Annotated in this window: 13 protein-coding genes and 1 riboswitch; of the genes, 12 read left to right on the top strand and 1 reads right to left on the bottom strand. The window is 28.4% G+C overall.

The genetic code is table 11. The annotated features are described in order from the left end of the window. The 7 genes from Q0V08_RS03665 to Q0V08_RS03635 all read left to right on the top strand — a co-directional run. The coding region (locus tag Q0V08_RS03665; RefSeq protein WP_297432178.1) for a fimbria/pilus periplasmic chaperone at positions 1-705 on the top strand (705 nt) is incomplete at its 5' end. A 54-nt stretch (positions 706-759) separates the two neighbouring features. Next, on the top strand, positions 760-1,263 hold the full coding sequence (locus Q0V08_RS03660) for a hypothetical protein (RefSeq protein WP_297432176.1): 504 nt from the start codon (positions 760-762) through the stop codon (positions 1,261-1,263). A gap of 61 nt (positions 1,264-1,324) precedes the next feature. After that, on the top strand, positions 1,325-2,161 hold the full coding sequence (locus tag Q0V08_RS03655; RefSeq protein WP_297432174.1) for a hypothetical protein: 837 nt from the start codon (positions 1,325-1,327) through the stop codon (positions 2,159-2,161). A gap of 13 nt (positions 2,162-2,174) precedes the next feature. Further along, positions 2,175-2,477: a hypothetical protein gene (locus Q0V08_RS03650; RefSeq protein ID WP_297432172.1), complete on the top strand. Its 303-nt coding sequence runs from the start codon at positions 2,175-2,177 to the stop codon at positions 2,475-2,477. Between the two features lie 21 nt (positions 2,478-2,498). Then, positions 2,499-5,159, top strand: a complete 2,661-nt coding sequence (locus Q0V08_RS03645) for a hypothetical protein (RefSeq protein ID WP_297432170.1) — start codon at positions 2,499-2,501, stop codon at positions 5,157-5,159. Then, positions 5,143-5,655, top strand: a complete 513-nt coding sequence (locus tag Q0V08_RS03640; RefSeq protein WP_297432169.1) for a TlpA disulfide reductase family protein — start codon at positions 5,143-5,145, stop codon at positions 5,653-5,655. Before Q0V08_RS03645 ends, Q0V08_RS03640 begins: the two co-directional genes overlap by 17 nt. A 140-nt stretch (positions 5,656-5,795) precedes the next feature. Beyond that, positions 5,796-7,127 carry an HTH domain-containing protein gene (locus Q0V08_RS03635; RefSeq protein WP_297432167.1) on the top strand — a complete coding sequence of 444 codons (1,332 nt, stop codon included), beginning with the start codon at positions 5,796-5,798 and terminating at the stop codon, positions 7,125-7,127. Between the two features lie 42 nt (positions 7,128-7,169). Here Q0V08_RS03635 and Q0V08_RS03630 read toward each other — a convergent pair whose 3' ends face one another. Next, entirely contained in the window at positions 7,170-8,567 is a 1,398-nt protein-coding gene (locus tag Q0V08_RS03630; protein WP_297432166.1) for a hypothetical protein, read from the bottom strand. 264 nt (positions 8,568-8,831) lie between these two features. Further along, positions 8,832-8,910, top strand: a riboswitch (cyclic di-GMP riboswitch). Positions 8,911-8,988: 78 nt separating this feature from the next. Here Q0V08_RS03630 and Q0V08_RS03625 point away from each other — a divergent pair. The 5 genes from Q0V08_RS03625 (at position 8,989) to Q0V08_RS03605 (ending at position 14,410) form a co-directional block, all read left to right on the top strand. After that, on the top strand, positions 8,989-9,714 hold the full coding sequence (locus Q0V08_RS03625) for a hypothetical protein (RefSeq protein ID WP_297432164.1): 726 nt from the start codon (positions 8,989-8,991) through the stop codon (positions 9,712-9,714). A gap of 70 nt (positions 9,715-9,784) precedes the next feature. After that, a complete protein-coding gene (locus Q0V08_RS03620) occupies positions 9,785-10,396 on the top strand; it encodes a hypothetical protein (protein ID WP_297432162.1) in 612 nt (203 codons plus the stop codon). 89 nt (positions 10,397-10,485) lie between these two features. Then, positions 10,486-11,214 (top strand): hypothetical protein, encoded by a 729-nt coding sequence (locus tag Q0V08_RS03615; protein ID WP_297432160.1) that lies wholly within the window; start codon positions 10,486-10,488, stop codon positions 11,212-11,214. A gap of 18 nt (positions 11,215-11,232) precedes the next feature. Then, positions 11,233-13,890, top strand: coding sequence for a hypothetical protein (locus Q0V08_RS03610; RefSeq protein WP_297432159.1), 2,658 nt, complete (start codon positions 11,233-11,235; stop codon positions 13,888-13,890). After that, positions 13,847-14,410: a hypothetical protein gene (locus Q0V08_RS03605; RefSeq protein ID WP_297432157.1), complete on the top strand. Its 564-nt coding sequence runs from the start codon at positions 13,847-13,849 to the stop codon at positions 14,408-14,410. Before Q0V08_RS03610 ends, Q0V08_RS03605 begins: the two co-directional genes overlap by 44 nt. Positions 14,411-14,412: the final 2 nt, after the last annotated feature.

The following is a 14,412-nucleotide window of genomic DNA, read 5'->3' as shown; positions in this document are numbered from 1 at the left end:
TTTAATATAGGAATAGCTCCAACTGGATTTTATACATCATTAGATAAAAATGAAACTCATGAGATTATGGTAACGAATAATACTATGGAGCCTATGAGAGTAGAAATTTCAGTTGAGAAAGATGAAGGATGGGAAAAATATGATATGGGAGAGATGATGAAAATCTATCCTAAAAATTTAACATTGAAACCTAATGGAAGTAGAAGTGTAAGATTTGCAGTTAGAGGAGCCAAAGAGTTACCTGAGGGAGAATATAAAACAAAATTAATATTTAGAGAGCTTCCAGGAAAGCCAAAAGATGATACTAAAGAGGTTAAAGGTGAAACAGGACAAGAAGTTGCGGTAGAGTTTGAACTTTTAACAGAGATTCATGTTGCAGCTTATGGATTGAAAGGTGAAAGAAAAATTGGAGCTCAGTTAACAGGAAGTGAAGTAAAAAAAGATGTTAATGGAAATAGAAAATTAGTAGCTAACTTTGATTTAAGAGGAAATAGTGGGTTAGCAGTTGTTGGAGATATAGAGTATTTAGACGGTGGTAAAAAGAGACTATCTAAGGAGGAGGTTAAACTTGGTATTACAACAAGGGAACCAAAAACAAAGATAGAATCAGATCTGGTTAATATACCTAAAGGAAGTAAATATATAAGGGTAAATTTTAAGGATAAAAGTGGTTTAAAACTTGGTAGTAGAGAACTACCGCTATAATGTTGACTCAAAATAACTTGAGTATATAAAAAATAAACAGTGGAGGTATTAAGAATGAAAAAGTTATTATCAGTGTTATTTATTTTAGGATCAGTATCGTTATTAGCAAATGAACCAGCATCTGCAGAAGCAGACCCAGCATTCTGTTTTACAAATCCATGTAGTGTTAACAAAGATTTTAAAGTTAAAGTTAAAGTTCCTGAGCAATTAAAACTTACAGTTAGTGATATTGATTTAGGATTATGGTGTGGAGATAAAGATATAAATATAGACAAAATTAATCACCATACAGTAGAGGGAGAAAAAGGACAAACTGTTAAATTAGGATTTAAAGATAATGGATCATTAAAGTTTAAAAAAGGTAGTGAGTTAATCCATAAGTTTGCAGGAACAATAACTCACAAAACAGGATCAGTTGTTTTAGATGCAACTACTGGTAAAGCTCAAGGATCAGTAAACGTTAAGGTTCCAAAACCTGGTATAAACCTATTAGAGCCAGGAGTAACTTATACAGCTACAGCTACTTTAGTAGCAGCTTACGATACATCAGCTTGGTAAAAAGAAAAATATAAGGGCATAGTGAAATACTATGCCCGTTTTCATATAGAGGGTGGTGAAGATGAAAAAAGTATTAATAGTAATATTTTTAATAATATCAAAGTACATATTCTCTTCAGAGATAAGTGGACAAATATATAATTTAGAGAAAAGAGGAGCTAGTTATCGAGGGTCTCTTGATGCAAGAGTATTTAGTCATAAAAAAGATTTCAGAATAAAGATAACTCCAGATAAAAATATTGAGATTTTAAGAGTAAATGGAGATAAAAATGAAAATAATGTTTACATCATTAATAATGAAACAATGAGAGTAGATTTTATCTATAAATCAAAAATAAGTTCAGTGAATGACCAAATAATTTTAGGGAGAGTTGAGTATTTAAATGAACCTGGAAAAAATGAAGTTTTAGTTGGAAATATAGCAGTAGATTTTAGAAAGATAGGAAAAATAGATATGAGTGTAAAAGGTGAGATGGATTTTGGAACGATAAACCCAAGGGTTCCTAGCGGAGGGATTAGTAGTAAGAAAAATCCAGAGATAACAATAGATTTAGATATTGATAAAAAAGACGTGGGAAATACAAAGATGTATTTTGAATATCCAAATCAAATAACTATGGCAGATGGCCAACTTATTGTGAAACTAGAAAGTAAAGATAAGAGCAGTTTTACGAGTGAAGTAACTCAAAATGGAGAAGTATTAAGAGTTTTAGGATATATTCCTACAAAGGAAAAAACAAAAGAAAAAATACGAATTCAAGGAAGATTATTTTCCACTGTTCCAATTGTAAAATCTGGTGAATATAAAGAAAGCGTAAGAGTAAAAGCTTTTTATGAGTATCTTGATTATTCCATTGAAAATAAAAATCCCAATAAAAAAGTTGTAATAAGAAGATAAAGGAAGGGGAACTATGAAAAAAAAACAGTTATTTATCATAGCAATTCTGAGTATAGGTTTTTCTAATTTAAGTTTAGGAAAAGATTTTACAGCTGAAAATGAGTTTAACGAATATTTTTCCAAACCAAAATCAAAAAGTAAAAACATGAAAATAAATGTTAAGGTTGTACCATATTTAAATGTAATTGTAAAAAAAGAAAAAGATAAAACTGTAGAGAAAGTTGAGGTAAAAGGAAGCGCTGCAAAGGATACATCTATTGGAGTGAAGGAGAAAGAGGTAAAAATAATTGCAGTTTGCGACAACTCTAAGTGGTAAAAATATAGTGGGGGAGGGAAAATGAAGAGATTAGAAAAAATGATTTTAATTTACTGTATATTAAAAAGTACAATTTTTTCAGCAACTCCTGAAGAAGCATATATAGAGTTAGAAATGAAGGGACAAAGAAATGAGTTCTATAGAGTTTTAATGGATGAAGAAACAGAGGACATATACATTGGAATTGGAGAGTTTATAGATTTTGCTAGAATGGATGATATTAAATTTGATAGAAAAAGAATGAGAATCAAAGGTAAGTTAGATAGAGAGAAAGAGATTGATATAAAGATACCGAAAGAATCATCTGTTGAGACAGAGGATGATATTTTTGTAAAGTTAGATGATTTTAAAAAATATTTTTATATTTCTGATTCAAGTTGGGATAATGAAAGATATATTTTAAATCTATATCCAGAGTTTAAAACTCCAAAAGAGTATCAAGGAGAATTAAACCATCAAAGATCTCTTCTAGCAATGGCTAAAAAAGAAGCTGAATTAGAAGCCAATGGGGATTATATAAAAAAAGAAAAATCTATGATAGCTCCAGGGATATTAAAATTATCATATACAAATTCTGATATTGAAAATAATGAATATGCAATTGATATAGACTACGGAACAGAACTTTTTTATGGAGAGTTTCAAATATCTCAAAAAATATACCCAGAAAGTAGCTTAGAATATATAAGGTTACAGTATAGAGAGGTTTTTGGAAGTTATTATTTAACTTTTGGAGATTTTTATTTAGAAAGTGACTCTATATTTGACAGTGAAAGAAGTATGAGAGGAGTAAGTTTTTCTAAAAATGAATATTATGGTGTAAGAGTAGATAATAGAACTATAATAGAGGGTGAAGCATACAATGCTAATTTAGTTGAATTGTATAGAAATGGAAGTTTAGATGATTTTCAGATGATAACTGGAAATAATTTTAGATTTGACGTTGTAAATCTATCATCAACAGATAAGTATACTTTAAAAATCTATTATAGAGATGGAAGAGAAGAAACAAAAGAAATCTATGTATTAGGAAATCAAAATATATTGAATAAAGGAGAAACTGATTTCGTATTACAATTAGGAGAGGGAAAAGACGATAAAAAACCTCAATATTTAGGAGAGTTTAAATATGGATTGACAAAAAATTTAACAATGGTAACAGGACTATCTTTTTTAGAAAATAGAGAGGGTAATAAATATGATGTATTAGAAGCAGGAGCAGCTTATAGATTTGGATTAGAAGAGTATCCAACTTTAGTATCAGGGACATTACTTGAAGATTTTAACTCTAAAGAGTTAAATTTTAAAGGAACAGGAGAGCAGAAATTACCATTTAATACTAATTTAACTATGAGATATGAAAAATATAGAGATAAAACAGCAGAAAGATTGAAAAAAGATTATTCATATAATGTGGATTTAAGTAAAGGATTTAGAAGAATGTCTGGAAGTATAGGTTATTTTAGAAATAGCTATGAAGCGGATGACCTACATCAAATATACTTAAGTTTAGATTATACATTGAGCAGAAATGTAAGAGTTAGTTTATCTAATGAATACTATAGGTATTCAACTCCAAATGATGATCCAACAAAGGTTCAAGGTTATGGAACTCAAGGAAAAATAACATATTCTGGAATGGAAGGAATTGTTGCTGTATTGGAAGGAAGAGTAAATTATGAAGAAAATGAAATGGTAGAGGATGAAATAAAATTTGGAATTGCAAAGGCTCCTACAGAGAAAGGTATTTTTAGAAATGTTGACGCAGCATTTGAAGTAGGACATTCAAGAGATAAAGGAACATTTTTTGAAATAAGATTTACATATATTTTTGATGGAGATGTTTATGTTGAATTCCCAGATATAAGAAGAGAGGATAATAAAACAAAAGTTGGTGGAAGAATAGAAAAATCATTCTACTTAGGAAATCCATTATTAAGAATAAATAATAATAATGTAACAGATGGATGGGTAGAAGGAAAAGTCTTTGTAGATGAAAACTCTAATGGAATAATGGATGAAAATGAAGATATCTATGAAGGTGCGGAAGTTATAGCTTCAGGAGGAAGCGGAGTTGCAAAAGAAAATGGAAAATATATTATAGGTAACATAAGTAATAAGGATATACATACAATAGAGGTAAATAAGGAAACAATTGATCCAATGTTAATCCAAGGAAAAGAAAAAATGAAATTCAAAGGAGCTATTTCATCAGGAGTTAAAGTAGATATACCATTGGTTCCTGTTTCAATGATTACTGGAGTTGTTGAAAATAACGAGACTTCAGATGAAAGAGAGTACAACGGGGTATTAGCTGGATTAGATGTAATTTTAAAAAGAGATAATGAAGAAGTTGGAAGAACACAGCCAGAAATAGATGGGTACTATTTCTTTGAAAATATATTACCTGGAAATTATATAGTTGAATTAGCACCTTCTAGTAAACGTTATAAAGGTGAATTTGATAAACAAGAAATAAAAATAAATGTAAAAACAGGTAGAGAGGGAGATTACTATGAGGATAATAATTTCTTAGTAAAAAATATTGTAATAGTAGAAGATGAAATTTTGGATGAAGAAGAGGATGAACTTGTTAATAATGAGTCAGAAGAAAAAGAAAATAAAACCGAGGAGCTAGCTCAAGAAAAGACACAGGAGGGAGAAAATGAAAAAAATAGTTAGAATAATATTAATGATATTAGCGGTTTTTAGCATATCATTTTCCAATGAAAGAGATCCAAGAGAACAAAAATTAACATATTTAATAGGTGAAAAAGTTGATAATTTTGAAGTGACATCTTTAGATGGTAAAAAAACTATAAGCTTGGATAAATTAAAAGGAAAAAAAGTATTTTTAAATTTTACAACAACATGGTGCCCAGATTGTATAAAAGAAAAGGAGATTTTAGGACCTGAATATGTAGAAAAATATAAAGGTAGTAATATTGAATTTATAGTTGTATTTGGACCATACAAGAGTGACGATAGAGAGAAAGTTAAAGAATATATGGAGAAAAATGGATATACATTTACACCATACTATGATACTGAAGGAAAAGATCTTTATAATCAATTTGGTGTAATAAATATTCCGACAACGTTTTTAATAAATGAAGAAGGAGTTTTGGAAGATGTGAATGTGGAATCAGGATATAAAGATATGAAATATTTCAAATAGTATGAAAAAAATATTAAGTTTTTAAAAATAAATTTCATAGTGAAAAAAAATAGAAAAAAAATAAATTAAATTTCATAAAGACTGATTATAAAAAAAAAGATACAATACCTATATAAATCATTATTGGGGGAGGATATCAAATGGTAATCAATGAAAGATGCATAAATATATTATCTGTTTTAAATGAAACAAATGAATTCACTTTAAAGAAACTTTCAGAAAATTTTAATGTCCACACAAGAACAATAAGATATGATATAGACAATATAAACTATATTCTAAAGATGTATAAATTAGATACAATAAAAAAGTGTGAAAAGGGAGTTTTAAGTGTAAATTTAAAAAATAATGAGATAAATAAAATAATTAATGATTTTAGTGGAATGTTTGCAGAGAATAGAAAAAGATATTTAAAGTTAAAACTTTTTTCAAAAGAGATTATTAATTTGACAAAGGAAGCGGAGTACCTTAACACCTCTAGAACCACATTGAAAAAAGATTTGATGGTAATTAAAGATGAACTTTTAAAAAATTGTATTGAAATAAAAGAGTTACCATCAAAAGGTATAAAAGTAGTTGGTGACGAGGAAGTTATAGTAGAGGTTTTAGAAAAAGAAATTTATGAGATAATAGAGAAACAGTTTATAAATCTACCTAATTTAATAAAAGATATTGTAGGAAAAATAGTAGGAGATATAGCACCAGATATTTTAAAAAGTAGAGTTAAAGAGGTACTTGGGAATAACTATAACATAAATTATTACAATAAAGTATTTTGTAAATTGTCAGCTATAAATACAAGACATAAGTTAGAGAAAAAAGTTAAAAGATATAATACAGAGGAGATCACAGAGTTTATTCTTTGTGAACTAGGTGAAGAATTTATAAAAAAGGTTGTTGGTGAAAATAAAAAAAGAAATAATAAAAAAGATAAAATGACAGAGATAAAAGATGTATTAAAGGATGTAATCGCTGAGCTTGATTTAGATAATGGTGAGGACTTAATGGAAAACCTTCTTTTAGAAATTAGCGAAGTAAAAGAACGACTTCCAATTCCAGAAAAAATATGCGATACAAATTTTTATAAAGAGTTTTCTGAAAAAATTAGAGATACAGCATTAATGAAAAAAGATGTTCAAAGTATATTTTATATTATTTATAGTAATTTACTTTTGAAAAATTATTCTTATTTTAATAATATGAAAATATTATTTATTTCAGATGAGATAGACAGTGTTAAAAATATTATTTTAAATAAATTAAATTCAATGTTTGGATTTGAAGAGATTGATAAGGTATCATCACATATATTTGAGATATTTGGATGTGAAAAAGATTATGATCTTATAATAACAAGTGGAAATATAAATGAAGTTCTTGAAACACCTGTATATAGAATAAATAGATTTCCATTAGAATCTAATCTACTTGATTTGAAATTTTTTATTTTAAAAAATATGAATATTAAATAGTAAAAAAGGATTAAATCCCACAATTGGATTTAATCCTTTTTTTTACGTTGGAGTTATTCTTTTATAATTAGGAATTGGAAAATATAAATTTTTAATGGGGATATCTGTATTATGTATTGAAAAGTTTTCAACTAAAACAATATTGTGAATAGTATTTTTTTTTGAATATTCACTAAAACTTCTAAGATGCACATAATCTGATATTTTTATATTATGTTTTTTATAGATTTCTTCAATAAGAGTTGGGATAATAGTAACTGGTAAATTTTTAAAAACAAAAATATTATTTAACTCTTTAAAAATTGGTTTAGAGAAAGAGTACCAGATAAAAATACTTTCATAAAGTGTAAATCTTGGCAAAATATAATTTATCTCTTTTGTCATCTCATATATATTAGAGTTAGAAAAATAGTTGAGATTTAGATTTAAAAATTTAGAATCATCTATATAAAATAAAGATTTTATATAACTGTAGTTAATCCAAGGGATAACTGTATTGAAGAAGTTAGGATTTTCATAAATATGGGGCCCCATATATTTCGCAAAAATATCCCTAATATCATTAGCTTTATAGTAGATATGTTTTTCAAAACGATTTCTAGAGTATTTAAATATATCAATTATATTAAAAAGATCATGTAGATTTATAGCCGAAGTATCTTTAAAACTACTATTTTTTAAAAAATCAAAAATTTTATAAAAGAATTCATTATCATAATAGCTTGGTTTATATTTAAGAATCTCTTTAGATGATATATCAGATATTTTTTTTTCCTTGGGTTTGGCTTTGAAAAATAAATAGAAGCAAAAAAATGAGATTTCAGTATAATCAATAAAATTACAATTAACAATTTGAATAAACTTAATAATATCTTTTCTAACTTCATGAAAGTTATTGATTTTTATAAAGTTTACTAGTTCGTTTCTAACTTGAGTTGGTAAAAAATCTTTCTCTATAAGAAATTTAAAGACAAGAAGATACGTAAATCTTTTTAAAGAGTAGGATGTACCATTTAAAACTAAACCTTTATTACTAACTTTAATTTTAAGTTTATAAGGCAAAAGAATTGAAGAGACTTCGTTGAGATAGTTATTTAAATTTCGTTTAGTAAGATCTAAATCTTCACAAACATGAGAAAGTTTTATGTGTCGATCTTTGATTAATCTAAAGATAAGATAAAATATCTTTTGATTTTTTGTAAATTGTTGAAGATTTTTTAAAATATTTCTAGCATTAGGAAAGGTTTTAATTTTTTCAATGGCATCTTCAATTTTTAAATCCCCCGATGGTTCTAAAAAAAGTTCACAATAAATATCCTCAAGATGAATTTTAGTGTGTTGTTGGGAAAGTAAAAAGATATCACTAATATCTTTTAGATTCGAAACTTGATTATTTTGTATGACTTTTAAAATTTGTAGATGTTTACTATTAATATACATGATTATTTCCCCCTTAATAATAAAATAAAAAAGCATATAAAAAATAAATATTGTAACAGTATTTACTGTTTTTTTATTCCAATCCTTTTTTTCAAAAAAAAGGAAAGATAAAATTTATTTTGTATACTTTAGGGAATCTATGACTGTGTTCTATTAAAGATAGAATACAACTAAAATTAATGTTTTTTTTATATTATAGAAGTTTTTTTAAAAAAAATTTAAAAAATTTCTAATTGAAAAAGAACAATAAAAAAGATACAATAAACTTCAATATGGCAAACTTTAGGAAACTAAAGGACGCAAAGCTATAGGGCCTTATTTAAAATGGCAGCCAGTTGCACTTAACTTTTGTAATTTTATATTACAAAAGCTAAGTGTTTTTTTATTACCTAAAAAAAATAAAAAATAAAGGGGAACTAAAATGAGAAGGATTTATTTACTTATTTCAACATTTTTACTAATTTTTTTCACAACATTTTCATTTCATATTGCACCAACGTTTTTCGAAAAGCGAATAGATGCTGGTGGAGGGTATCAAGAGTTTATCATGTATAATAACAGCCTAAAAACACAGAGATTTAAAGTAACTGCACTTCCTGGAACAGGGGCTTATGGTGGTCATATGGATAAATGGGTAGAATACAGCCCTAAAATAATAACGATTAAACCAAAAAGTCAAAGTACTTTAAAAGTATATATAAAAGCTCCAAAAGGAACTCCCGAGGGAGAATACTCAACGTTTTTAAATTTTAAATCAGTTCCTGTGCCAGACATAACAAGAGATGATGGCAAAACTGTTGCAGCTGCAGCAAGTATAGGACTTAATGTAAATATGGAAGTTATTGGATATGTTGGAGATTTTAAGCCAAAGTTAGAGATAACTAATTTAAAAGTTACTGAAAATAAAGAGGGACAAGCAGTAGTATCTTTTAAAGTTAAAAACAATACTCTTAAAAGAGGTATTTGGTATAACATAGATGTTATGAGTGGAAATGAAAGTCATGAGTCTGTGGAAAAAGGTAGAATTGGAATTGGGAAAACTGATGAAGTAACTTTAACTATGAAGAATATGAAAAAAAGAGATGTAGTTGGAGTTAGACTTAGAGACTCTTCAACATATGAGGATATTACTAAGAAAGAACTTTAATATCAAAAAAAATTGATATATATATGGGAACAAGAGAAAAAAATAAAAAGAAAATTTAGGAGGTAGCAAAATGAAAAAAGTTTTATTCGGAATCATGGCACTTTCAATGGCAGCATTTGCAGCAAATCCAGCACCTACACCAGGGGAAAATGGAGTGGAAACAGCATCAGTACCAGTAAAGGTAATAGCTGAGATAATCACTGCACCTACAGGGCTTACTATAACTGATGAGGCGGGAACAGTTATTGACGAGTTATTAATTGACCACGGAAGAATAGTACAAGGTAAAGCAACAAGTGACTCAGTAGCATATAAGCTGTTTAAAGTTCAAAGATTTACTAATGGGGCTCCTGCGAAAATTGGAGCAGGAACGTTAAATGTCAAATTGGAAGGAACAACTCCAGGGGAAGCGACATTAGCGAAAAATGGAATTTCAGCAGATAGTAAATTAACTTCAACATTATCTTTAACTGGTGGAGCAACTCAAGTATCATCAACAGAATATAATCACACTTTAGGTGATGGAGATACAGAGCATGTAGGAAGAGTAACATCAACTATAGCTAAAGGAGCTACTGATGTTGCAGGGTCTTTATTAAATGGTGGATTACAGCCAGGTGTTCACCACAACTCAAGACAAAATACTCTAACTGTTGTTTATACACCAACACCAACACCATAAGAGTAATAATTAATTTAAATTTAGAGAGAAGTTCTCTTCTCTCTTTTTTTAAGAGAATTATATATTAATTAAAATACGGGGGCGGTTTTATGAAAAACATTTTTCTTCTTTTTTTCCTTTTAGTAGTAAATATCTTTGGATATATAAATATAAATCCTGTTACCTTTGATAAAAAGATAGATGATAAAGGAGAGGTTCAGGAATATACTTTGTATAACCCGACTCAAAATACCTTAAAATATCAACTTTATCTAACTGATGAAGAGATAGAAAAATCTATGAAAAATTGGATAGAGATATTTCCTACAACAGTTACTCTAAAACCAGGACGTAGTGGAAAGTTTAAAGTCTTTGTAAAAGCACCAAAAGGTGCACCAAAAGGTGAATATCTAGTTACGGTAGGAATAAAAGAGATAGCACTACCAAAACTAAATTCAACTGATACATCTACAGTTCAAATACTGACACACCTAAAGATGGATTTAGCGGGATATGTAGGGGGGTTAACTCCTAAAATATTTTTAAAAGATTTTAGTACTACTTTAAAAGAGAATAACCTTAATTTTAATGGATTAATAGCTAACGTTGGAGAAAGAAGAGGAACACTAGATTTTTACTTAGCTGAAAACAAAGGAAAAAATCCAGTTTATGTTGGTAATTTAAGGCTTTTAAAAGGTGAAAAAATGAGTGCATCTAAGTTGAATCAAAAATTAACAAGTCATGATAAGAACTTAATAAAGAATTTTGCGAAATACAATACCTTAATTGTTAAGGATTCATTAAGTAAAAAAGTCTTGTATGAAGGAGAGATAAAGTAACTAAAGGGAGGTGTAGTCTTGAAGTTAAAATCAATAATATATCTATTAGCGTTTTTATGTTTGTCATTATTAACCTATTCATCAGAGTTTACTTTAGAGGAACTAAATGAATTAAAAGGTTTAAATATGATAACAGAAGAGGAGTATCAAATTCTTTTAAATGAATTACAAGGAGTTCAAGAGAGAGAGAACTTCTATAATTTAAAAGTTAATGGTGCAAAAGTTAGTGATGTGTACCCAGTTATAGTTCAAGATAATAAAATATACCTTCCTGTAATAAATCTTTTTAATACAATAGGATTTAAAGACTATACAATTCAAAGTGAGGTTTTAAAAGCAACAGTGGGAACTGATGTTAGAGAGATTATATTAAAACCAAGTGATTCTTATGTAATAGTTGAGCAAAGTGATTTTTTTGTAGAGAGTGAAAAGTTTAAAGAACTGCTTTTAAGGGAGTTGTATATAGACCAGGAAAATTCAAGTGTTTCAATGAGACTTAGCTTTGAAACATCAGCAGAGATAGAAGCATATTTAGCAAATGTTAAAGATGGATTGATTGATGCAGAGAAGGCTGGAGAACTTATGTTTACAAGTGAGCGTACTCTATTTGACGTAGGATATATGCGATTTGATTTTCAAGGAGTTTTAAGTAAAGCTGGAAAAGATTCTAGCGATAGAAAAATGGAAACTGATTGGACAGGAAATTTAGAATACCAAGGGCCGCTTCTTTATGGAGAGTTTACAGCAGCTTATGATGTAAGAAATAGTGAACTTGGAAATATGAGTTTATACTATCCAGATATCTATAAAAACCACTCTTTGAAATTAGAAAATAATGGTAGTGGAGGAGCTAGAGAGTGGGCAGCAAGCTTTAGAAAAGAGCGAGGTTACTACATAAAAGGTAAAAACTATGTAATTCGTGAAACTGTACCTATTGGAAGTAGAGTAGAACTACTATACTTAGGATTTCCAATTGAAGTAAAAGATGCTGTTGATGGAACAGTGGAGTTTGATAACTCAGAGATTCAAGAAAATAGACGTTATACATTAAGAGTTTATCAACCAGATGGAAGAATATACACAATAGATATAGATACTGCTGCAAACTATTTCCAACAAAACAAGGGAGAAACAGAGTATGATATCTCCTTTCGTGAAGTGGATCAATATGATAGATACTCTATAAATGCTAACTTATACCATGGTATTACTCAAAACCTAACTTTAGGATTGGGATATGTTCACGAACCAGAGGATGTTGGGGATGGACGAATTGAGTATTTAGAACACGTTAGAGGAGAGGTTGTATACAGTAACTATATATATAGATTTCCATATACTTTAGTTCTTGGAACAGAGCGAGCGCTGAATACAAGTGTAGTTAATGATGAAGGTAGTAGTAATAAAGATAGATACTCATATGATGGAACATTCCAAATTGATATAAAAGATTTTAGATTCATAATTGATAGGGCTCACTATGGAAAGTATTTTGATGAAAAATCAGATGAAAGTTACTCTATTACATATAATCCAACAGGGATTTTTCAAATTAACTATGAGTGGAGTAAAACTAAATACAATATAGATCAAGATGATAATAATGATGAAAGTGTTGGACTAAATATTAGTAAAGGTTGGAAAGATTTTCTGCTTTCTTTAGATTACAATAAATCTTTAAATCAAGAGGATAGTTATGAGGTTAATATATATTACAACGGATTTAAAAAGTATAACGCACAACTTATAAACTACTGGTTAGAAGATGGAAAGGATTTAGAAACAACTTTAAGACTGACAAATAAAAATATCTTTAGTATATTTGATTACTCATTGGAGTTTGGATATTCAGATTCGTATAAAGAGAAATTTACATTTAGATTCACTTTAGATTATGATAACTGGCTTAGAAGTGAAGTTAACTTTGATGAAACTGGTGCACAAAGATACTCGGCTGGTATAAATAGAGTTGTAGATTTGAAAAATATTAGAAAACCATTAGAAAGTATTGATAGTACAAGAGTTAAAGTTATAACTTTTTTAGATAAAAATGACAATGGAGTTATGGATGCTGATGAGGAAAGAGTGGACTATGTAGCTGTAAAAATTGGAGACCAAGAGATAGATACAGATGAAAATGGAGAGGCTATGTTCTTTGGAGTTCCAAATAAAATAGTTTATGATATGAAACCAACAATTAGAAAACCATCATATACAATTGGAGATACAAAGATAAAGATACTTGGACAACAAGTTGGAACAGTAACAGCTCATATTCCTATAAAACCTATGGTTACAATAGTTGGCGAGATTCAAGTTGAAAAAAGTTTAAACTTAAATGATAAAGAGCGAGAATCTTTATTTGAAAATATACTTATTAAAGTTTTAGATGAAAAGGGAAAATTGATAGAGTATTTAAATCCAGAGAGCGATGGAACATTTGAAGTTAGTGGACTATATGCTAGAAAATATATGCTACAAATTGAATATATAGGTGTGGATAATAAAGCTAGAAAGATCACTGAAAATGTAGTGTTGGGGTACTATGATGATAGAGAGAACAGGTTTATTATCCACTTAGATAGAGATAGATTAACACTTAAACAGATATTCTTAAGTGAGGGAGGAAAGTATGAAAAAGTTATTAGTTCTAATCCTAGCCCTTCTAAGTTGTAATATATTGGCAAATGAGTTGGTTCATATACCAACTATTTTGCCTCTTTTACCAGAGGACTATGAAAGTCAACCTAATCTTTTACCAGCAATTCCCCTTATTCCAGCTCTTCCTAACGAAGAGTTAACAAATGATAATAGTGGTGAAGAGGTAAAATGGAAACTAGAGGATTCATACACAATAAACTTAGATACAAAGGTTAAAGCAGTTGTACCATTAGAGATTATAACAGATGTAGATATAAAAGCGCTTATTATAGATGATGAACAAGTTACAATACCATTTGAATTAGAGATGAATAAAATACCTGATAAACAAAATTTTTATATGTTAAATTATAGTGAAACAGAGATAGATATCGATGGGGATGGAGTATTAGATACATTTATATACTCTCCTAAATATATAAATAAGAAGTTAGTTACTGATAACTATCTATTTATTGATGGAAAAAATATCTCTCGTGAGGGTGTACATAGGAAAAAAGTTTATATAACTGTTGAATTAAATGAGAGGAGATAGTC

It is taken from the genome of uncultured Cetobacterium sp., assembly GCF_947038635.1.
Classification (GTDB): domain Bacteria; phylum Fusobacteriota; class Fusobacteriia; order Fusobacteriales; family Fusobacteriaceae; genus Cetobacterium_A.
This window is presented reverse-complemented; position numbering and strand designations above follow the sequence as displayed.

What these genes read in the sequence shown, in the direction of transcription:
- Q0V08_RS03650 (WP_297432172.1), top strand. Translation starts at nt 2,175, where the DNA reads ATGAAAAAAAAACAGTTATTTATCATAGCAATTCTGAGTATAGGTTTT.
- Q0V08_RS03620 (WP_297432162.1), top strand. Translation starts at nt 9,785, where the DNA reads ATGAAAAAAGTTTTATTCGGAATCATGGCACTTTCAATGGCAGCATTT.
- Q0V08_RS03625 (WP_297432164.1), top strand. Translation starts at nt 8,989, where the DNA reads ATGAGAAGGATTTATTTACTTATTTCAACATTTTTACTAATTTTTTTC.
- Q0V08_RS03615 (WP_297432160.1), top strand. Translation starts at nt 10,486, where the DNA reads ATGAAAAACATTTTTCTTCTTTTTTTCCTTTTAGTAGTAAATATCTTT.
- Q0V08_RS03660 (WP_297432176.1), top strand. Translation starts at nt 760, where the DNA reads ATGAAAAAGTTATTATCAGTGTTATTTATTTTAGGATCAGTATCGTTA.
- Q0V08_RS03635 (WP_297432167.1), top strand. Translation starts at nt 5,796, where the DNA reads ATGGTAATCAATGAAAGATGCATAAATATATTATCTGTTTTAAATGAA.
- Q0V08_RS03630 (WP_297432166.1), bottom strand. Translation starts at nt 8,567, where the DNA reads ATGTATATTAATAGTAAACATCTACAAATTTTAAAAGTCATACAAAAT.
- Q0V08_RS03645 (WP_297432170.1), top strand. Translation starts at nt 2,499, where the DNA reads ATGAAGAGATTAGAAAAAATGATTTTAATTTACTGTATATTAAAAAGT.
- Q0V08_RS03655 (WP_297432174.1), top strand. Translation starts at nt 1,325, where the DNA reads ATGAAAAAAGTATTAATAGTAATATTTTTAATAATATCAAAGTACATA.
- Q0V08_RS03605 (WP_297432157.1), top strand. Translation starts at nt 13,847, where the DNA reads ATGAAAAAGTTATTAGTTCTAATCCTAGCCCTTCTAAGTTGTAATATA.
- Q0V08_RS03640 (WP_297432169.1), top strand. Translation starts at nt 5,143, where the DNA reads ATGAAAAAAATAGTTAGAATAATATTAATGATATTAGCGGTTTTTAGC.